19 protein-coding genes are annotated in these 19,670 nt (G+C 31.9%); all 19 read left to right on the plus strand.

The window, feature by feature from the left end; translation table 11 throughout:
- The first annotated feature begins 29 nt into the window (after positions 1–29).
- The 19 genes from ACGHJ8_RS02545 (at position 30) to ACGHJ8_RS02635 (ending at position 19,563) form a co-directional block, all read left to right on the plus strand.
- Positions 30–1,775, plus strand: a complete 1,746-nt coding sequence (locus tag ACGHJ8_RS02545) for a M3 family oligoendopeptidase (protein ID WP_390541521.1) — start codon at positions 30–32, stop codon at positions 1,773–1,775.
- 93 nt (positions 1,776–1,868) lie between these two features.
- Positions 1,869–2,318 carry a MarR family winged helix-turn-helix transcriptional regulator gene (locus ACGHJ8_RS02550; RefSeq protein ID WP_211962083.1) on the plus strand — a complete coding sequence of 150 codons (450 nt, stop codon included), beginning with the start codon at positions 1,869–1,871 and terminating at the stop codon, positions 2,316–2,318.
- The gene (locus ACGHJ8_RS02555; RefSeq protein ID WP_087936357.1) at positions 2,315–3,694 is read left to right on the plus strand and encodes an MATE family efflux transporter; all 1,380 of its coding nucleotides are present in this window, start codon (positions 2,315–2,317) and stop codon (positions 3,692–3,694) included. Before ACGHJ8_RS02550 ends, ACGHJ8_RS02555 begins: the two co-directional genes overlap by 4 nt.
- 14 nt (positions 3,695–3,708) lie before the next feature.
- Positions 3,709–4,371: a GTP pyrophosphokinase family protein gene (locus ACGHJ8_RS02560; RefSeq protein WP_390541524.1), complete on the plus strand. Its 663-nt coding sequence runs from the start codon at positions 3,709–3,711 to the stop codon at positions 4,369–4,371.
- Positions 4,372–4,494: 123 nt separating this feature from the next.
- Positions 4,495–6,186, plus strand: coding sequence for an aldo/keto reductase (locus tag ACGHJ8_RS02565; protein WP_390541526.1), 1,692 nt, complete (start codon positions 4,495–4,497; stop codon positions 6,184–6,186).
- Between the two features lie 124 nt (positions 6,187–6,310).
- Positions 6,311–6,712 carry a hypothetical protein gene (locus tag ACGHJ8_RS02570; RefSeq protein ID WP_390541528.1) on the plus strand — a complete coding sequence of 134 codons (402 nt, stop codon included), beginning with the start codon at positions 6,311–6,313 and terminating at the stop codon, positions 6,710–6,712.
- A 326-nt stretch (positions 6,713–7,038) separates the two neighbouring features.
- On the plus strand, positions 7,039–7,656 hold the full coding sequence (locus ACGHJ8_RS02575) for a DUF2238 domain-containing protein (protein ID WP_087359421.1): 618 nt from the start codon (positions 7,039–7,041) through the stop codon (positions 7,654–7,656).
- Positions 7,657–7,698: 42 nt separating this feature from the next.
- Complete coding sequence (locus tag ACGHJ8_RS02580) at positions 7,699–8,307, plus strand: hypothetical protein (RefSeq protein ID WP_390541530.1); 609 nt, start codon at positions 7,699–7,701, stop codon at positions 8,305–8,307.
- A 206-nt stretch (positions 8,308–8,513) separates the two neighbouring features.
- Positions 8,514–9,839, plus strand: coding sequence for a PTS sugar transporter subunit IIC (locus ACGHJ8_RS02585; RefSeq protein ID WP_390541532.1), 1,326 nt, complete (start codon positions 8,514–8,516; stop codon positions 9,837–9,839).
- A gap of 82 nt (positions 9,840–9,921) precedes the next feature.
- A complete protein-coding gene (locus ACGHJ8_RS02590; protein WP_211962072.1) occupies positions 9,922–10,683 on the plus strand; it encodes an IclR family transcriptional regulator in 762 nt (253 codons plus the stop codon).
- A gap of 3 nt (positions 10,684–10,686) precedes the next feature.
- Entirely contained in the window at positions 10,687–11,721 is a 1,035-nt protein-coding gene (uxuA, locus tag ACGHJ8_RS02595; protein ID WP_390541534.1) for a mannonate dehydratase, read from the plus strand.
- Positions 11,722–11,725: 4 nt separating this feature from the next.
- Positions 11,726–13,147 carry a glycoside hydrolase family 1 protein gene (locus tag ACGHJ8_RS02600; protein WP_249191339.1) on the plus strand — a complete coding sequence of 474 codons (1,422 nt, stop codon included), beginning with the start codon at positions 11,726–11,728 and terminating at the stop codon, positions 13,145–13,147.
- 18 nt (positions 13,148–13,165) lie between these two features.
- Entirely contained in the window at positions 13,166–14,893 is a 1,728-nt protein-coding gene (ilvD, locus tag ACGHJ8_RS02605) for a dihydroxy-acid dehydratase (protein ID WP_390541537.1), read from the plus strand.
- Positions 14,893–15,183, plus strand: a complete 291-nt coding sequence (locus ACGHJ8_RS02610) for a hypothetical protein (RefSeq protein ID WP_211962069.1) — start codon at positions 14,893–14,895, stop codon at positions 15,181–15,183. Before ilvD ends, ACGHJ8_RS02610 begins: the two co-directional genes overlap by 1 nt.
- Positions 15,183–15,824, plus strand: a complete 642-nt coding sequence (locus ACGHJ8_RS02615) for a bifunctional 4-hydroxy-2-oxoglutarate aldolase/2-dehydro-3-deoxy-phosphogluconate aldolase (RefSeq protein WP_211962068.1) — start codon at positions 15,183–15,185, stop codon at positions 15,822–15,824. Before ACGHJ8_RS02610 ends, ACGHJ8_RS02615 begins: the two co-directional genes overlap by 1 nt.
- A gap of 1 nt (position 15,825) precedes the next feature.
- Complete coding sequence (locus ACGHJ8_RS02620; protein WP_390541539.1) at positions 15,826–16,824, plus strand: PfkB family carbohydrate kinase; 999 nt, start codon at positions 15,826–15,828, stop codon at positions 16,822–16,824.
- An 11-nt stretch (positions 16,825–16,835) separates the two neighbouring features.
- A complete protein-coding gene (gene ascB, locus ACGHJ8_RS02625; protein WP_205089490.1) occupies positions 16,836–18,254 on the plus strand; it encodes a 6-phospho-beta-glucosidase in 1,419 nt (472 codons plus the stop codon).
- A gap of 135 nt (positions 18,255–18,389) precedes the next feature.
- A complete protein-coding gene (locus ACGHJ8_RS02630; protein WP_211962060.1) occupies positions 18,390–18,995 on the plus strand; it encodes a PTS sugar transporter subunit IIB in 606 nt (201 codons plus the stop codon).
- The gene (locus ACGHJ8_RS02635) at positions 18,988–19,563 is read left to right on the plus strand and encodes a sugar O-acetyltransferase (protein WP_390541542.1); all 576 of its coding nucleotides are present in this window, start codon (positions 18,988–18,990) and stop codon (positions 19,561–19,563) included. Before ACGHJ8_RS02630 ends, ACGHJ8_RS02635 begins: the two co-directional genes overlap by 8 nt.
- Positions 19,564–19,670 lie beyond the last annotated feature (107 nt).

The following is a 19,670-nucleotide window of genomic DNA, read 5'->3' on the forward strand; positions in this document are numbered from 1 at the left end:
ATATAATGAATATAAATAAGGAGGTTATTATGGAGAAACGTTGGAATTTAGATCAATTATATTTATCTTTTCAAGATCAATCATTTTTAAATGATATTGAAACATTAAAACAAATGTTAGAAGATATGCAGGAATATTCTCAAAAGGAAAAAACAGAAGACAATTTAAAGTCATATTTAGAACAATCTAATCAATTTTCGGATCTGGTAGAAAAAATATATGCTTTTATATCATTGACAATGAGTAGTGATACAACGAATCAGGATGCTTTGAAATATTCATCTGTTATTGAAAATCTTTTAGCAAGTTTTGCAGATGCACAGGCAAAAATTGATCGTTGGATTGGTCAGTTTGATTTGAATCATATTCAAGATTCTTATATTCAAGAACATCTTTTTGTTTTAAAAGAAACACAAGAACATAATCGTTATTTATTAAGTGATGAGGGAGAAAAGATTTTGGCTCAAATGAAAACAACTGGCTCAAGTGCCTGGTTGAAATATAAAGATCAGTTAATTGCTTCTATGAAAGTATCTATGGATGATAAGGAGTATCCTTTGACAGAAGTTTTAAATATGGCTTATTCAAAGGATAAAGAGGTGAGAAAGAAAGCATATGAAGCTGAGATAGCATCTTATTTACAAGTAGAACAAGGTGTTGCGAGTGCTTTGAATGCAATTAAAGGTGAAGCCATAACAAGTGCCAATCTTCGAGGTTATGATTCTGTTTTACAGCGTACTTTGATAGATTCCAGAATGTCACAAAAAACATTGGATGTTTTGATTTCTACGATGAAAAAAGCTTTACCTATGTTTGAAAGATATTTCCAATTAAAGGCTCAAGCGTTAGGTTATACGGATGGATTGCCTTGGTATGAATTATATGCTCCAATTGTAGAAAGTGATATGTCTTATCCTTTTGAAAAAGGTAGTCAATTTGTTGTAGAACAGTTTTATACTTTTTCAAAGCATTTAGGAGATTATGCCAAGAAGGCTATTGAAAATCAATGGATTGATGTTTATCCAAGAACGGGAAAAGTTGGAGGGGCTTTCTGTCATAATTTACATTGTATTCAGGAAAGTCGTTTCTTATTAAATTATGGAAATGAGTTTGGTGATACTATTACTTTAGGTCATGAACTTGGACATGGATTTCATGGTGAATGTTTAAATACACAAACAGCTTTAAATGCTGACTATCCAATGCCTATTGCTGAAACAGCTTCAACATTTTGCGAAACAATTATCAAAAAGGCAGCGCTCAAATCTGCTGATGCAAAAGACAAATTATTTATTTTAGAAAATGAACTCTGTGATTGTGCACAGGTGATTGTGGATATTTATTCACGTTACTTGTTTGAAAGTCGATTGATTGAAAAGCGTCAAGAAGGACCATTAAGTGTTGAAGAAATCAAGGATTTAATGTTAGAAGCTCAAAAAGAAGCCTATGGTCATGGTTTGGATCATCGTTACCTACATCCTTATATGTGGACATGGAAACCACATTATTATGAAGCTGATTATGCATTTTATAATTTTCCTTATGCATTTGGTTTATTACTTGCAAAAGGATTATATGGTTTATATCAAAAACAAGGTGCTACATTTGCTGATACGTATGAACATTTCTTATCATTAACGGGAAAAATGAGTTTAGAAGATGTGGGTAAGAGTGTTGGTATTGATTTACAGGATCCAGCATTCTGGCAAAATTCTATTGATATGATAAAAGGTGATATTGATTTATTTGAACAGTTATTAAAGCAACTGGTGTAACGAAATGTTACACCTTTTTTGTTGCAATTTTCATAAAATAAGAGTATATTGTTTAGTTGTAAACAATATACAAGTAAACTAATGAGGTGAGATATGAAAACGAACATTGAAACATTATTAGATTATTCAATACAGATTAGAAAGTATTATGCACGTGTTTTAAATGAGAGATTGAAAGATTTGAAATTATCGCCTAATGAAATGAATATCTTAATTTTATTATCAAATAATCCAAGTATTACAACAAGTACACAGTTAAATGTCTTTTTAGGAGTTTCTAAGGGACTCATTAGTCGTAGTGTAGAAAGCTTAGTGAAAAAAGAGCTGATTCGTATAGAAAGTGATGTCACTGATCGACGTATTCAACATATTTATTTAACAGCCGATGCAATTGAGGAGATAAAGATTTTAAAAAAAGAAATTCGAAAAATTAATGAAGATATTTTATTAGAAATTCCAAAAGAAGATATTCAAAAAATGGAAGAAACGCTAATAAAAATAAGAGATCACTTTAAAGAAAAAAATGAGGAGGTATGTTTATGAAATTAAAAATGTCACAAGAAGTGGACTTAGGAAAAGAACCCGTAGGACATTTATTGTTTATTTTGGCTGTACCAGCTATTACATCGCAGGTTGTCAATGCTTTATATAACATGGTCGATCGTATGTATATAGGACATATTCCAGAAGTTGGTTCTGCAGCTTTAACAGGGGTAGGAGTCTGTTTTCCTATTATCATGATTATTTCTGCTTTTGCATACTTATTTGGTATGGGAGGAGCACCACGAGCTAGTATCTTCATGGGGAAAAAAGACAATGATACGGCTGAAAAAATTTTAGGTAACTGTACAACATCACTCATGATTATTGCCGTTTTATTGACAGTTTTGGTTTTGATTTTTCAAGAACCATTATTATATCTTTTTGGAGCGAGTGAAAATACAATTGGTTATGCCATGGATTATATGACTATTTATGCGATTGGAACAATCTTTGTACAATTGACATTAGGGTTAAATGCCTTTATATCAGCACAAGGATTTTCAAAAATTAGTATGTTAACTGTTGTTATTGGAGCTGTCACAAATATTGTTTTAGACCCTATTTTCATTTTTGGATTGAATATGGGGGTACAAGGTGCAGCAGTTGCGACAGTCATGTCACAAGCTTTAAGTGCCATTTGGGCATTCTGGTTCTTATCAGGAAAAAATACGATTTTAAAATTAAAAAGAGAAAATTTAAAAATCAATTTTCATATTTTATTACCATGTATTGCTTTAGGTGTTGCTCCTTTTGCAATGCAGGCTACAGAAAGTGTTTTGGTATTGTGCTTTAACTCATCATTATTAAAATATGGTGGAGATTTAGCTGTTGGCGCTATGACAATCTTATCAAGTGTTATGCAATTTGCCATGTTACCATTACAAGGTTTAACACAAGGGGGACAACCTATTATCAGTTATAACTATGGTGCTAAACAAGGTGATCGTGTTCAAAAAGCATTTAAACTTCAAACCATTTCATGTTTTTCATATTCATCTATACTATGGTTATTGATTATGATTTTCCCAAGTTTATTTGTTGCGATTTTTACAAGTGATCCACAATTAACAGAAATCACAATTTGGGCATTAAGAATTTATATGGCTGGAGTTTTATTAATGGGTATACAAATTTCATGTCAACAGACATTTATTGCCTTTGGAAATTCAAAAAAGAGTGCATTTTTGGCAGTCTTTAGAAAAATCTTGGTTTTAATTCCTTTGATTTATATTTTACCTATGTTTATATCAGATCAAGTTTTTGCAGTCTTTTTAGCAGAACCTATTGCTGATACAATTGCTGTTTTAACAACCTCAACAATGTTCTATTTTGAAATGAAAAATAAGATGAAAGAAATGCAAACAAAACAATCATAAGAAAGGAAAGTTACATGATTATTGAACAGTTTAAAGATGCATTTATTGATGAAGTGATGAGCGATGAGTGGCAGGAAGAAATTCTGCCACTTAAACAAATGATGGCTTATTATCGTTGTGCCATCATGGAAGTAGAAACAAAATTTAGAGTTTTAAATGAAGAACTTTCTCTTTGTTATGACCGTAATCCTATTGAATCTATTCACTCTCGCTTAAAATCTAATGCAAGTATTACAAAGAAACTGAAGTTAAAGGGCTATCCGATTAATGTTGAAACAATGGAAAAATATCTTTATGATATTGCGGGATTACGTGTTGTCTGTTCATTTAAACAGGATATCTATCATTTGGCTCAATGTTTATTACAACAAGATGATATTCGTTTAGTCAAGAAAAAAGACTATATTCAAAATCCTAAAGCGAATGGTTATCGCAGTTTACATTTGATTATTGAAGTTCCGATTTTTTTAGAGAATGAGAAAAAATGGGTGAAAGTCGAAGTTCAGTTCCGTACTTTAGCGATGGATTTTTGGGCCAGTTTAGAACATAAATTGAGATATAAAAAAGTCATTGATGACGATAAAGAAAGTTATATAGCTCATCAGTTATTGGAATGTGCACAGATGTGTAATGATTTAGATGATAAAATGAGTTTAATTAAAGAATATTTAGAATAAGAATCGCTTTTATAAGTGGTTCTTTTATTATTATGCTTTATAAGCATGGTTGAATATGAAATATAAGTATTTGAAGAGAAGAAAGGGTTGATATAAAATAAAGATGAAAGTTGTGGTGGCACTATGCAAATAGAAAGATTTCAATGGAAAGAGACATCAAGAATCGTAGAAATGATCTGTCAGGTCTGGAAATTAGATCGCATGTTTAAAAGTTTAAAAAATGGTATGATTTTCTCACAAGAATATTTTTATGATGTTTTATTACATTCCACAGATTTATTTATAGCAACCAAACAACAGCGTATTGTTGGTTTTTTAGCATTATCTTTATCTAAAAAAGAGAAAATTTTAATTCCTGAAGAATATCAAAATCTTCTCTATCATCAACATGATGATTTTCATTTGATTTCTTCCTATCGTCAAATGATGCAAAACTATCATCAAAACTGTGAACAGTTATTACAAAAGATGCATCAAAACTATGATGGAGAGATTGTTTTATTTATGGTTGATGAGACATATCAGCATCAGGGATTAGGAACGAAGCTTTATGAGTATGCAGAATGTTTATTTAAAAAAGAAAACTGTTCCCATTATATTTTGTATACCGATACAAGCTGTTCTTATGAATTTTATGATCATCATCAAATGAAACGATTAGATCAATATCGAAGAGATGATGATTTTACAATTTATTTATATGCAAAGGAGTTGAAATCCATGGAATATAGACAATTACCACATGGAAATGAAAAAATCAGTGTTATTGGTTTAGGAACAAGTTCTTTAGGAGAATCAAGTGAAAAAGAAATCATCGCAACCATTCAAGAAGCTATAAAAAATGGAATCAATTATATTGATTTGGCGAGTGGTCATGCAAAAACTTTTGAGGCAATAGGTAAAGCTTTACAAGGACAAAGAGAAAAAGTTTATTTACAGGTTCATTTTGGAGCCAATTATGTAACAGGTGAATATGGATGGACAACCAATTTGGATGAAATCAAAAAATCTATTGAATGGCAATTAAAAATGTTACAAACGGATTATATTGATTTTGGTTTTATTCATTGTATTGATGAAGAAGCTGATATAAAAGCTATTGAAAAAGCAGGGGTTATTGATTATATCAAAGAATTAAAAAGAGAAGGCATTGTTAAACATATTGGGTTATCATCACATACACCAGCTATTGTTCATCAAATCTTAGATATGCATATTTTAGATATGGTGATGTTTAGTATTAATCCGGCTTATGATTATAAGCATGGAGAATATGCAATAGGGCAGACAGACGAAAGAATGACTTTATACCAGCGTTGTGAAAAAGAAGGTGTTGCTATTTCGGTGATGAAAGCTTTTGGTGCTGGGCAATTGCTAGATCAAGAAAAATCTCCATTTCCTCAAGCTCTTACACGTATTCAATGTATTCAGTATGCATTAGACAAACCTGCTGTTGTGACAGTTTTACCGGGAGTGAGAAATCGTGACGATTTAAAAGATATTTTACAATATGTACAAGCTACTGATGAAGAAAAGAATTATACAATGATTTCAACATTTGAGGCAGTAGAGCATCAAGGAAAATGTGTTTATTGTAAACATTGTCATCCTTGCCCAATGGGATTGGATATTGCATTGATTAATAAATATTATGACTTGTGTTTACTAGGTGATGAATTAGCTAAAGATCATTATCATCATTTGAATAAAAAAGCAAGTGACTGTGTTCAATGTGGACATTGTAATCATCGTTGTCCATTTCATGTTGACCAGATGCAAAGAATGAAGGAAATAGCAGATTATTTTCATGAATAACAATATAATTTCACTTTTTATAAGAATTTTTGATGATATAATAAAAGTAGAAAGAGTTTATCAATGAAAGGAATAATTATAATGGTTTGGATATAGGCAGTGATAGAAGATAAGGAGAACTATTATGAATCATAAAATAATCTATCTGCTTATAACAAAGTGCCTTTTGGGTATTCTTTGTATTCTAGCCGCTGTTGTAATTCTTATTCCAAATTATGTTCTTACTCAAGAAACATCTGAGATTTTTGCACCAATCATTATATTTGGTACTGCTGGAGCAATAGGACTTATTTTGTATTCGGATCGTTTAAAAAAGCGTTTTGATTGGAACAACGATGAAATACAGAAGATGAGAAATGTTGATGCTTCCTTGTGCAATAAGATAATATTACTTGGATTTTTGACCTTATTGCTTCCTGATAATGGAGTGGTTAAGATTGCTCATATACAGGGAATTGCATTGATTATTATAGGATTAATATTTATCATACAATTTATAGGGTATTGTAGCCAATTAAAAAAATAATGTTGTTTTTAAAGATGTGTCAATAATAGAATGTGCGTAATTTATACAATAAAAGATGGGTTTCCATCTTTTATTGTATTTTTAGAATAAATACGCATATGATGTTTATATTCAAATGATACACACACTTAAAATAATGGTTTTACAGTTATTGAAAATTTGTATACTTTAAAGTAGTATACTTGTAAGTATACAAATGAAAAAATATGATTTATGATCCATGTTTATAATAAATATATAGAGGTGGCATTTATCCACTTTTCTGTATGCATAAAAAAACCTTAGCTGTCTATATTTTAATAAGTATAGAAATGGAGTCTTGAATAATGAAAAATTATAAATATTTATATGGTGTGTGTATCATTATATATGTTGTGACTTTGATGTATGCTGTTATAAAAGGATCAAGATTACAGATGTGCATCATAGCTGGTATATTACCTTGTTTACTTCCTGTTTTAAAGTATAAATTTCATTGTAAGATAACCTATGAGGTTAAAATAATATATCTCGTTTTTATTTATTTTTCTTCATTGATAGGAAGTTGTTTAGATGGTTATGCGTTAGCTTATTATGATAAAATCGTTCATTTCTTTAGTGGTATCATTATAACGATGTTAGCTTGTCTGATTTATAGCTTTATCAAAAAAAACATCAAGATTCAACAACCTTCAGATCAAAAGATTTACTATATTTTTATCATGACATTTAATATGTCTATCGCATTATTATGGGAGTTTTATGAATATGCTATGCTGATTTTCTTTCAAAATGATTGTATTCATCATTATACTACAGGTATTCATGATTCAATGATTGATATGATATGTGCTTGTCTAGGAAGTTTAATTATATTGTATCAAGTTGTACAGTATCATCGAAAAAATAAAAAATATTATTCGATAAAAGTTATGCATCAATTCTATAATCAAAATATTTTATGATACATCAAATAGTGGTACAATAAAGAAAAGAAGGTGGCATAGATGAAAAAACTCAAAGGAACATGGATAACATGTGTGATTATTTATATAATGACACTTATATATGCTTTTTATGTGAATTGGCAAGGAAAGTATTTTGGGATGACTTTTGTGGCATGTGTGACACCGTTTATTGTGCCTGTTTTTATGAAGCTTATAAAAGTGAGAGTTCCTTTGGAATTCCATATTGTGAATATTATTTTTGTCTATTTTGCAAGTCTATGGGGAAGTTGTTTAGGTGGTTATCAGCTTCCTTATTATGATAAGTTTACACATTTTGCTAGTGGTGTTGTGATATGTGAAATGATCTTTCTGCTTTATAAACATTATTTAAGACATGATCATAGAAAATCATTGATGTTTATTTTTTTGAATGCGGTGAATGCAAGTGTTGCATTGCTTTGGGAATTTTATGAATATGCTTTACTTGTTTTCTTTCAATATGATGCAATTAAACATTTTTCAACAGGTGTTCATGATACGATCACGGATATGCTAGTGGCAGTGATTGGAGGTCTTATTTTATCTATATATCTGATACATTATGATCAAAGTGAAAAAAATCATTTCTTTGTTTCACTGGAAAGAAAAATTCATAAGATGAATCATTAACCATAGGAAGTTCTTTTAGAATTATAAGAGCTTCTTTTCTATTGTTCGTATATATGGAAGAATATGTTCGTAATTATGAATATCATAAAAAGTATTTTATTTTTTACTAAAAATACATTGACAAACGTCGGGGGAGGGGGTTATAATAAAGTTGTACAAAATAGCGAATACAATTCGCAAATACGGATAAGAGAGGAGAGAGAAATATGGGGTTATCCGAAGCTGCAACTGAGAAGTTGCTTGTGATTGCTGATAAGATTAGTAATCAAAAACACATGAGCTCAATTAAGAATGCTTTTACAACTTTGATGCCTGTCATTATTACAGGGGCATTCTGTACGCTTGTGACAAATGTAATTTGTTCTACAACAACTGATGGTATTTCTCTTGCTAAAGTGCCAGGTATGGCATGGCTGGAAGTACTTTCACCAATCTTTAGTGCTGCAAACTATGCAACATTAAATTTCTTTACAGTAGGTGCTGTTATTTTGATTGGTCTTGAATTAGGGAAAAAGAATGGTATCAACACTTATGCACCTGCTATTGTCGCATTATGTTCATTCGTCGCTTGTTGTCCAACATTTGTTAATTTTACTTTAGAAGATGGAAGCATTATACAAGTTGCCGATGTATTAGGAAAAGATTATACAGCTGCTAAGGGATTGTTCTTAGGTATGGTTATTGCCATGTTATCAGTAGAATTATTCTCTTGGATTGTTAAATCTGGTAAATTAAAAATTAATATGCCTGATACAGTACCACCAAATGTTTCAAATTCATTTAACGTATTATTCCCAGTTATGTTGACAATCATCGTATGTTCAGCAGTTAACTTTGGAATTAATCAATTAACTGGTATGACTTTATATGACATTATTTATACAATGTTACAAAAACCATTGGAAGCAGTTATGCAAGGTCTACCTGGATTATTAATCTTGATGTTAGTTGCACAATTATTCTGGGTTATTGGTATTCATGGTAATCAGATTATTAAACCAGTACGTGAACCATTATTAAATGCAGCTATTATAGCTAATACTGATATGGTTAACTCTGGAATCACTGATCCAAGTCAATTAAATATCATTAATATGTCTTATTGGGATGTATATATGTCAATGGGTGGTTCTGGTGTAACTATTGGTTTAATTGTAGCTATTTTCCTTTTCTGTAAACGTGAAGATTATAAATCAGTTGCAAAATTGTCATTAGCTCCTGGTATTTTCAATATCAATGAAACAATGACATTTGGTTTACCAATTATGTTAAACCCAATTTTAGCAATTCCATTTATTATTACACCATTAGTTACAGGAAGCATTGCTTATTTCTTGACTGTGATTGGATTTGCTGATGTATTGGTATATGCTATTCCTTGGACAACACCACCAATTTTAAGTGCCTGGTTAGCATCTGGTGGAAGTATTACATGTATTATTACACAGTTAATTTGTATTGCTGTTTCTATTCTTATTTATATTCCATTTGTTATTGCAGCAAACAAACAAGCAAAAGCTCAAGAAGAATAAATGTTATAAAATACAACCACCCTTCAGGGTGGTTTGTATTCCATGTAAGCCTATGTTATGATTGTTATGAAGGGGTGATTTCATGAAACTCAATAGAACATTATTAAGAGCGATAGATATATTAGAATTATTATCTAAAAATAAAGATGGTTATACTTTAGCTCAAATTGCCAATATTTTGGATTCTCCAAAATCAAGTATTTTTGATATTCTTAAAACTTTATTGTATAAAAACATGATTTTAGAAGATACCCAGACAGGCATAACAAAATATAAGATAGGCCTACAATCCTTTTTGATAGGAAGTAGTTTTATCAATGATATGGATATTGTCAGTGTTGCTAAAAATGATTTAATAGATTTAGCCAATAAGATGCATGCCACAACATTTATGGCTGTTTTAGATGATTTTAAAGTCACTTATATTTATAAATATGAGTCTGTACATAGTGTCATTACAACAGCGAATATAGGAACACGAAATCCTTTGCATAGTACGGGTTTAGGAAAAGTTTTGTTAGCTTTTTCCGGTGAAGAAATGTTAAAAGATGCTTTGAAAACAATGACTTATGAACCGATTACACCTTATACAATTACTTCACCAGAAAAGTTCTTTGATGAATTAAAACAGGTCAGAATTAATGGATATGCAATTGATGATCGTGAAAATTCATTATATCAATATTGTGCTGCAGCACCTTTAAGAAATCATGATGGTGAAGTGATTGCAGCTATCAGTTGTGTAGGGTTGTATGAAGAATTTACGGATTTAAGTGGATTAGGAAATATAGTGAAAGAAACAGCACGTACAATATCAAAAAGATTAGGATATAAGGAGGAGTAAGACATGAAAATGACATTTCGCTGGTATGGCAATGATGATCCTGTGACTTTAGATAAAATTAAACAAATTCCTAATGTAACAGGGGTTGTCAGTGCCATCTATGATATACCAGTTGGTGAAGTCTGGCCAGTAGAAAGAATCCAGCAGCTTGTTAGTGCAGTTCATCAAAAAGGATTAGAACTGGAAGTTATTGAAAGTGTGCCAGTGCATGAAGATATTAAATTAAAGCGTGGCGATTATCAAAGATATATTGATAATTATAAACAAACAATAAGAAACTTATCACAATGTGGAATCAAATGTATTTGTTATAATTTTATGCCTGTGTTTGACTGGACACGTTCTTCTGTTAATCATGAATTAGAAGATGGTTCAACAGCACTTGTTTATTATAAAAATGAAATTGATCAGTTAGACCCAACAAAATTAACTTTGCCAGGATGGGATGCTTCGTATTCTCCAGATGAAGTCAGTGAACTCATTCAAGCTTATCAGCAATTAGGAGAAGAAGGATTATGGAAAAATTTAGAATATTTTATTCAAGAGATTATGCCCGTGGCGATAGCTTGTGATGTCAATATGGCTATTCATCCAGATGATCCACCTTGGTCTATATTTGGAATTCCACGCATTATCACATGTGAAAAGAATTTGGATCGTTTCTTAGCACTCTATGATGATACACATCATGGATTAACATTGTGTAGTGGATCACTAGGTTGTACAAAGAAGAATGATATTCCAGCTTTAATTAGAAAATATGGAAAAATGAAAAGAATTCATTTTGCTCATGTGAGAAATGTAAAGATTTTAGAAGATGGTTCATTTGAAGAAAGTGCCCACTATGCAAAATGTGGTTCATTGGATATGGTTGATATCATGAAAGCCTATCTGGAAACAGATTTTCAAGGTTATATTAGACCTGATCATGGACGTATGATTTGGGGAGAAAAGGGGAAACCAGGATATGGATTATATGATCGTGCATTAGGAGCAATGTATCTTGGTGGTATTATTGATGGATTGAAAGGAAAATAAGCTTATGATGAAAAAAGTAAAATTACCTGATGATTTTTTCTTGGGTGCTGCGGCTAGTGCATGGCAAACGGAAGGCTGGACAGGTAAAAAAGATCATCAGGATTCATATATTGATTTATGGTATAAAGAAAATAAAAATGTCTGGCATAATGGTTATGGTCCAGCGATAGCGACTGATTATTATCATCGTTATAAAGAAGATATTTCTTATATGAAAGAAATAGGAATGAATTGTTATCGTACATCTTTAAACTGGTCACGTTTTTTAATAGACTATGAAAATGTGATTGTGGATGAAGATTATGCGCGTTATTATGATCAAATGCTTGATGAAATGATAGCTCAAGGTATTGAACCTATGATTTGTTTAGAACATTATGAAATACCTGGAGAATTATTTAAGAAATATGATGGTTTTGCGAGCAAACATGTTGTTGATTTGTTTGTAGAATATGCAAAAAAAGCCTTTGAAAGATATGGACATAAAGTGAAATACTGGTTTGCATTTAATGAACCCGTTGTTGTGCAAACACGTATTCATCTTGATGCTTTACGTTATCCTTTTTATCAAGATAGTCAGGCTTGGATGCAATGGAATTATAATAAAGCTTTAGCGACAAACATGGTTATGAAAGCCTATAAAGAAGGTGGTTATCAAGGAAAGTTTGGAACAATCATTAATGTAGAAACAGTTTATCCTAGAGGAAATAGTCCTCGTGACTTAGAAGCTGCAAATATGTATGATTTATTTTATAATCGTATTTTCTTAGACCCTGCAATTAAAGGACATTATGAAGAAGGTTTCTTTGATTTATTAAAAAAACATAATATTTTAATGGACTATACTCAAGAAGAATTGGATATTATGCAAAATAATACATTGGATTGGGTAGGAATTAATCTTTATCATCCAAATCGCGTGAAAGGTCGTACAACAGCTATACATCCAGATGCACCTTTCCATCCCGATTTCTATTATGAAGATTTTAATATGCCTGGTAAAAAGATGAATCCTCATCGTGGTTGGGAAATTTATCCAAAGATTATGTATGATATGGCTTTACGTATGAAAAATGAATATAATAATTTTGAATGGTTTGTGGCTGAAAGTGGTATGGGTGTAGAAAATGAAAAACAATATAAAAAAGATGGAATGATTCAAGATGATTATCGTATAGAGTTTATCAAAATGCATTTAGATTGGCTTATTCGTGGTATTGAAGAAGGTTCAAACTGTAAAGGTTATATGTTATGGGCTTTTACTGATAATGTTTCACCAATGAATGCATTTAAAAATAGATATGGATTAGTTGAAATTGATTTAGAAGATCAACGTAATAGACATTTAAAGAAATCTGCTTATTTTTACAAAGATTTAATTCAAACAAGAGAGTTTGAAATTGATGATGATGAAGATGTCAAATAAATAATAATGAAAAGAGGGATGAACAAAATGTTAAAGAGTCAAAAGCTAAGAGAAATGGCACCTGAGTTAGATCCTCTACGTTTAGGAACAGGTTGGAAATTAGAAGATTTATCAAAACCGCAAATTATCATTGAAAGTACATTTGGCGATAGTCATCCAGGTAGTGGTCATTTACTTGAACTTGTAGAAGAAGCCAGAAAAGGGATTGATGAAGCTGGTGGATATGGTGCCAGATATTTTACAACAGATATTTGTGATGGGGAGGCACAAGGACATGATGGGATTAATTATTCATTAGCTTCACGTGATATGATTGCGAATATGATTGAAATTCATGCCAATGCAACACCTTTTGATGGAGGTGTCTTTATTGCCAGCTGTGATAAAGGTATGCCAGCTCATTTAATGGGACTTGGACGTGTGAATATTCCATCTATTGTAGTGACAGGTGGTGTGATGGATGCTGGACCAGATTTATTGACACTCGAACAAATTGGTATGTATTCTGCACAATATGAGCGTGGTGAAATATCAAAAGAAAAATTTGAATTTTATAAACATCATGCCTGTCCATCATGTGGCGCATGTTCATTTATGGGAACAGCTTCAACAATGCAAATTATGGCAGAAGCTTTAGGATTGACATTGCCAGGAAGTGCCTTGCTTCCTGCCACAAGCAAAGATTTACGTGAATTTGCTTATCGTGCTGGAAAACAGGCTGTCTGGTTAGCTAAACATGATTTAAAACCAAGAGATATTGTGACGATGAAATCTTTTGAAAATGCGATTATGGTTCATGCTGCCATTTCTGGTTCAACAAATTCATTATTACATTTACCAGCTATTGCTAAGGAATTTGGCATTGAAATTGACTCTGATACGTTTGATCGTTTACATCGAGGAGCTCATTATTTATTAGATATTCGACCAGCTGGACGTTGGCCGGCACAATTCTTCTATTATGCTGGTGGTGTACCAATGATTATGGAACAAATTAAAAGCATGTTACATCTTGATGTGATGACAGTAACTGGAAAAACATTAGGAGAAAATTTAGAAGAACTCAAACAAACAGGATATTATGAAAAATGCTTCAAGAATTTAGAAAAGTATGGTATTCAAAGAGAAGATGTCATTCGTTCTTTTGATAATGCATTTGGTACAGATGGAAGTATTGCGATATTGAGAGGAAACTTAGCGCCTGAAGGAGCTGTTGTGAAACATACTGTTGTGCCTAAAGAAATGTTTGAAGCGACTTTGATTGCTAGACCATTTGATTGTGAAGAAGATGCTATTGCGGCTGTTTTATCACATAAGATTCAACCGGGTGATGCTGTCTTTATTCGTTATGAAGGCCCTCAAGGCAGTGGTATGCCAGAAATGTTTTATACAACAGAAGCGATTGCTTCTGATGAAAAATTAGGCGCTTCTATTGCTTTGATTACTGATGGACGTTTTTCTGGTGCTTCTAAAGGACCTGCTATTGGACATGTTTCTCCAGAGGCAGCTCAGGGAGGACCAATTGCTTTGGTTGAAGAAGGAGATTTAATTGAAATTAATATTCCTCAACGTATTTTAAGAATTTGTGGCATTCATGGACAAAAGATGAGTGAAGAAGATATTCAAAAAGTATTAGAGGAAAGAAGAAAGCATTTAAAACCATTTGTTAGTAAATATCAAGATGGTGTATTGAAAATCTTCTCTGAACATGCAGTTTCAGCTATGAAGGGTGGATATATGAAGTAATGGCAACTAAGAAAGTAAAGAAGGATAAAATGGATGGTTTGACAGAACGTCAAAAAAATATTATTCGTTTACGTCAAAAACTCAATGCACCTGATCCAGATGCTGTGCATGTATTTACACCTTATAAAATATTGACTTATGTTTTTGTGATTCTTTTTCCACCCTATGCTTTATATCGCATCTGGAAAAAGAATTCACCATTCAATAAACAGGAAAAATGGGTACAGACAATGGTTTGTGTGATTTATATGTTTGTTGTGATTGTTAATTTATGGGAGGTATATGGTTGATGAAAAAGTCAGAAGTATTAATGAAGTTAAGACAATGTGGGGCAGTTGCAGTCATTCGTGGTGATAGCTATGATGAAGGGTTGAATATTTCTAAAGCTTGTATTCAAGGTGGTTTAAAAGCCATTGAAATGGCTTATACAAATAGTCATGCTTCACAGATTATTCAAGATTTAAAAGAAATGTATAAAGATGATTTGGATGTTTTTGTAGGAGCTGGAACAGTTTTGGATGCTCCAACAGCTAGAAGTGCAATTCTTGCTGGAGCACAATATATTGTGTCACCATCATTTGATTATGATACAGCGATTTTATGTAATCGTTATGGTGTTCCTTATATTCCGGGTTGTATGACAATCAAAGAAATAGTCACAGCTATGGAAGCAGGAAGTGAAATGATTAAACTATTTCCAGGTAGTGCCTTTGGTCCAGGTTATATTGGAGCTATTAAATCACCTTTACCTCAAACATCTATTATGGTTACTGGTGGTGTCAAATTGGATAATGTCCAACAATGGTTCAATGCTGGTGTTGATGCGATTGGAGTTGGAGGCGAATTAAATAAACTCGGTGCTCAAGGGCAATTTGATGAAGTGACAAAAATAGCCGCTCAATATGTACAGGCAGTGAAAGAGGCTAGATAATATGAATGTTTTATGTATGGGAGAAACCTTATTAAGGTATTCTACAAAAAAGGGACATCGTTTTTCAGAACTTGATTTTCAAGTCCATGTCGGGGGTAGTGAAACCAATATTGCAGTTAATTTAGCTCAATATGGTTTTCATACATCTTTATTGACCAAACTTCCTCGTCATGCTTTGGGGGAAGCTGTGATTTCTTTCTTAAAGAGTTTTGGTGTAGATACATCAAAGATTTTAAGAAATGATATGCGTATAGGAAGTTATTTTTTAGAAAATGGCAGTGGGAACCGTGCCAGTCAAGTGATTTATGATCGCTGTTATAGTGCGATGACATCTTTAACGTCAGGTGACATTGATTTGAAACAATTATTTCAAAATGTTGATGTTTTTGTTGTTTCTGGGATTACGGTTGCTTTAAATCAGACAATTCAAGATATTGTGGTGGAAATGGTCAAATATTGCCGAGGAAATAATATTCTTGTTGTTTATGATAGTAATTATCGTGCGAAACTTTGGAGTGTAGAAGCAGCAGGACAAGCATTGAAACGTATACTTCCTTATGTTGATATTTTATCAGCGGGTTATCTGGATGCTCAAAATTTACTAGGTATTTTAAGTCAGGCTGATACATTTGAACAGCGATTAGAAGATGTTTATGGACAAATAAAAGCATTGTATCCTCAATTACAATACATTGTGTCTACAAAACGTGATATTTTATCAACGAGTGTTAATGAATTAACAGGTTATTTATATGATGGAACATTACATATATCTAAGACTTATCATATTGATGATATTGTTGATCGTGTTGGTGGGGGAGATGCGTTTATTTCAGGCGTTTTATATGGTTTATTGCAACATAAAGATTTGATGTATAGTCTGGAATTTGGATGTTGTGCATCGGTTTTAAAGCATACAATATATGGTGATGTGAATCGCTTTACAATATCTGAAATTGAAGATTTTATGTCTTGTGGAACTTCAAAGATTAATAGATAGGAGGATGAAGAATGAGTTTTCCAAAAGATTTTTTATGGGGTGGTGCGATTGCTGCGAATCAGGCAGAAGGTGCTTATCTTGAAGATGGTAAAGGTTTAACAACAGTAGATATGATTCCTCATGGTGAAAAAAGAATGTATGTGAAATTAGGAGATATGTATCCTGTTGAATTTATAGAGGGAGAAAATTATCCGAGTCATGAGGCTATTGATTTTTATCATCATTATAAAGAAGATATTGCTATGTTTGCCAAGATGGGATTTAAATGTTTTAGAACATCAATTTCATGGGCAAGAATCTATCCTGATGGTGAAGGGAAAGTTAATGAAGCGGGAATTGCTTTTTATAAAAGTATGTTTGAAGAATGTCGTAAATATGGCATTGAACCTTTGGTCACACTATGTCATTTTGATGTGCCAATGGCATTAGTCAATAAATATGGATCTTTTAGAAGTCGTCATATGATTGATTGCTTTACACAATATGCACGTACATGTTTTGAAGCGTTTGATGGTTTAGTTAAATACTGGTTGACATTTAATGAAATCAATATTTTATTACATTCTCCTTTCTCTGGAGCAGGGATTGCATTTCAACCGGGAGAAAATCGTGAACAGGTTAAATATCAGGCTGCTCATCATGAACTTGTAGCGAGTGCTCTGGCAACAAAGATTGCTCACGAAGTCAATCCAGAAAATAAAGTGGGATGTATGTTAGCAGGTGGTCAATTCTATCCATATAGCTGTAATCCGGAAGATGTCTGGTTGGCTATGAATAAAGATCGTGAAAATCTTATGTTTATTGATGTTCAGGCAAGAGGTTATTATCCTAGCTATTCAAAGCGTGTTTTTAAGGAAAAGGGTATTGTTTTGGATATTCAAGAAGGAGATTTAGATATTTTAAAACAATATCCTGTGGATTTTGTATCATTTAGTTATTATCAATCAAGATGTGCCAGCAGTGATCCTTCATTAACGGCGACTGATGGAAATGTTGTGAAATCCGTTAAAAATCCTTATTTAAAAACAAGTGACTGGGGATGGCAAATTGATCCTTTAGGTTTACGTATTACTTTAAATGCTTTATACGATCGTTATCAAAAACCATTGTTTATTGTAGAAAATGGTTTAGGTGCTAAAGATGTTATTGAAGAAGATGGAACAATTCAAGATGATTATCGTATTGATTATTTAAGAGAACATATTAAAGCTATGAGTGATGCGATTGATGATGGTGTTGATTTAATAGGTTACACAACTTGGGGATGTATTGATCTTGTTTCAGCAAGTACAGGTGAAATGAGTAAACGTTATGGATTTATTTATGTAGATAAAGATGATGAAGGTCATGGGACATTAAAACGTATGAAAAAGAAATCTTTTGATTGGTATAAGAAAGTCATTGCAACAAATGGTGAAGATTTAGATTAAGTTATATGGAACGAGTCAACAGAAATGTTGGCTTTTTTTATTTTCGTATGCAAAAGTGGTGTCTATTTTGATATATATTAAGCAGTTGGTTTTTATCATTAATTTGTGTATAATAAAATAGTGAGGTGAGGGGATATGGAAACTTTTTATAAACAGGAAGACTTAGAAGTTTTTAGAAAGTGGGTTTATTATCAAGTTGTTTCTGATCCTCGTTTGACTTTAGAAAAATATGATTCAAGAACATATAAAATATATTATAAAAAAAGAATTGCTAGATTTGTTATTTGGCCGATTGGTATTGTAGAAGAAGCTATTACTGAAGGAGAAGAACTACTTTTTTATTTACATTATCAGTTTTATAATTTCCATTATGCAACTAATCTCTTTCATCGTATGATGGATAAACTCATGGAAGATGATCAACAGAGTTATCATATTTTATTATGTTGTAGTGGTGGAATGACAACAGGGTATTTTGCTCAAAAATTAAATAAGTATTGTCAATTGAATCATTTACCATATCACATTGATGCAACAGCCATTTATGAATTAGAAAATGTATATCAAAAATATGATTTCATTTTTATTGCACCACAATTAAGATATAAACAACATGAATTGTCTATGGAATTAAAACCTGTTCCAGTTTATAATGTTGCTCCAAGTTTGTTTGCAACTTATGATTGTCAAGCAATGATTGAAGAAATTGAAAAGAATATAGAGGATGGAAAGAATGAGTGAAAAAGAAAAAATGATGGCTGGTCATTTATACCAGCCTTATGATCAGGAATTATATCATGAAAGAGAAATTTGTAAACGAATGCTTTATGAATATAATCGTTATACACCTGTGCAAAAAGAAGAAAAGGATATTCTTTTAAAGAAACTGATGAATTGTAAGGGTGAGTTATGTATTGAACCACCTTTTTATTGTCAATATGGTTATCATATTACAGTGGGACTTAATTTTTATAGTGATGTGAATTTAACGATTTTAGACCAGGGACTTGTAGAAATTGGTGATCATGTTGTTTTTGGACCACATGTACAAATCTATACTGCATCATATCCATTTCATGAAGGACAAAGAATGCAGGGATTAGAATATACACGTTCTGTCAAAATTTATGATCATGTCTGGATTGGTGGGAATGTCACTATTTTACCAGGTGTTAAAATTAATCAGGGGGCTATTATTGGAGCGGGTAGTGTTGTGACTCATGATATTCCTCCCTATGTTATAGCAACAGGTAATCCTTGTCGTGTTCTGCGTTCTATTACGAAAGAAGATTTACATAAACAATGGTAGATTACATAATTTGAAATATCTTTTTACCCATTTTTAACATTTCTTAAAAAAGGATTTGTTAAAATAGCAGGGAAGGTGAAAGAATGGATTATTTAGGATTGATGGTT

This window comes from Massiliimicrobium timonense (assembly GCF_042850985.1).
GTDB lineage: Bacteria > Bacillota_I > Bacilli_A > Erysipelotrichales > Coprobacillaceae > Allocoprobacillus.

What these genes read in the sequence shown, in the direction of transcription:
- ACGHJ8_RS02545 (WP_390541521.1), top strand. Translation starts at nt 30, where the DNA reads ATGGAGAAACGTTGGAATTTAGATCAATTATATTTATCTTTTCAAGAT.
- ACGHJ8_RS02550 (WP_211962083.1), top strand. Translation starts at nt 1,869, where the DNA reads ATGAAAACGAACATTGAAACATTATTAGATTATTCAATACAGATTAGA.
- ACGHJ8_RS02555 (WP_087936357.1), top strand. Translation starts at nt 2,315, where the DNA reads ATGAAATTAAAAATGTCACAAGAAGTGGACTTAGGAAAAGAACCCGTA.
- ACGHJ8_RS02560 (WP_390541524.1), top strand. Translation starts at nt 3,709, where the DNA reads ATGATTATTGAACAGTTTAAAGATGCATTTATTGATGAAGTGATGAGC.
- ACGHJ8_RS02565 (WP_390541526.1), top strand. Translation starts at nt 4,495, where the DNA reads ATGCAAATAGAAAGATTTCAATGGAAAGAGACATCAAGAATCGTAGAA.
- ACGHJ8_RS02570 (WP_390541528.1), top strand. Translation starts at nt 6,311, where the DNA reads ATGAATCATAAAATAATCTATCTGCTTATAACAAAGTGCCTTTTGGGT.
- ACGHJ8_RS02575 (WP_087359421.1), top strand. Translation starts at nt 7,039, where the DNA reads ATGAAAAATTATAAATATTTATATGGTGTGTGTATCATTATATATGTT.
- ACGHJ8_RS02580 (WP_390541530.1), top strand. Translation starts at nt 7,699, where the DNA reads ATGAAAAAACTCAAAGGAACATGGATAACATGTGTGATTATTTATATA.
- ACGHJ8_RS02585 (WP_390541532.1), top strand. Translation starts at nt 8,514, where the DNA reads ATGGGGTTATCCGAAGCTGCAACTGAGAAGTTGCTTGTGATTGCTGAT.
- ACGHJ8_RS02590 (WP_211962072.1), top strand. Translation starts at nt 9,922, where the DNA reads ATGAAACTCAATAGAACATTATTAAGAGCGATAGATATATTAGAATTA.
- uxuA (WP_390541534.1), top strand. Translation starts at nt 10,687, where the DNA reads ATGAAAATGACATTTCGCTGGTATGGCAATGATGATCCTGTGACTTTA.
- ACGHJ8_RS02600 (WP_249191339.1), top strand. Translation starts at nt 11,726, where the DNA reads ATGATGAAAAAAGTAAAATTACCTGATGATTTTTTCTTGGGTGCTGCG.
- ilvD (WP_390541537.1), top strand. Translation starts at nt 13,166, where the DNA reads ATGAACAAAATGTTAAAGAGTCAAAAGCTAAGAGAAATGGCACCTGAG.
- ACGHJ8_RS02610 (WP_211962069.1), top strand. Translation starts at nt 14,893, where the DNA reads ATGGCAACTAAGAAAGTAAAGAAGGATAAAATGGATGGTTTGACAGAA.
- ACGHJ8_RS02615 (WP_211962068.1), top strand. Translation starts at nt 15,183, where the DNA reads ATGAAAAAGTCAGAAGTATTAATGAAGTTAAGACAATGTGGGGCAGTT.
- ACGHJ8_RS02620 (WP_390541539.1), top strand. Translation starts at nt 15,826, where the DNA reads ATGAATGTTTTATGTATGGGAGAAACCTTATTAAGGTATTCTACAAAA.
- ascB (WP_205089490.1), top strand. Translation starts at nt 16,836, where the DNA reads ATGAGTTTTCCAAAAGATTTTTTATGGGGTGGTGCGATTGCTGCGAAT.
- ACGHJ8_RS02630 (WP_211962060.1), top strand. Translation starts at nt 18,390, where the DNA reads ATGGAAACTTTTTATAAACAGGAAGACTTAGAAGTTTTTAGAAAGTGG.
- ACGHJ8_RS02635 (WP_390541542.1), top strand. Translation starts at nt 18,988, where the DNA reads ATGAGTGAAAAAGAAAAAATGATGGCTGGTCATTTATACCAGCCTTAT.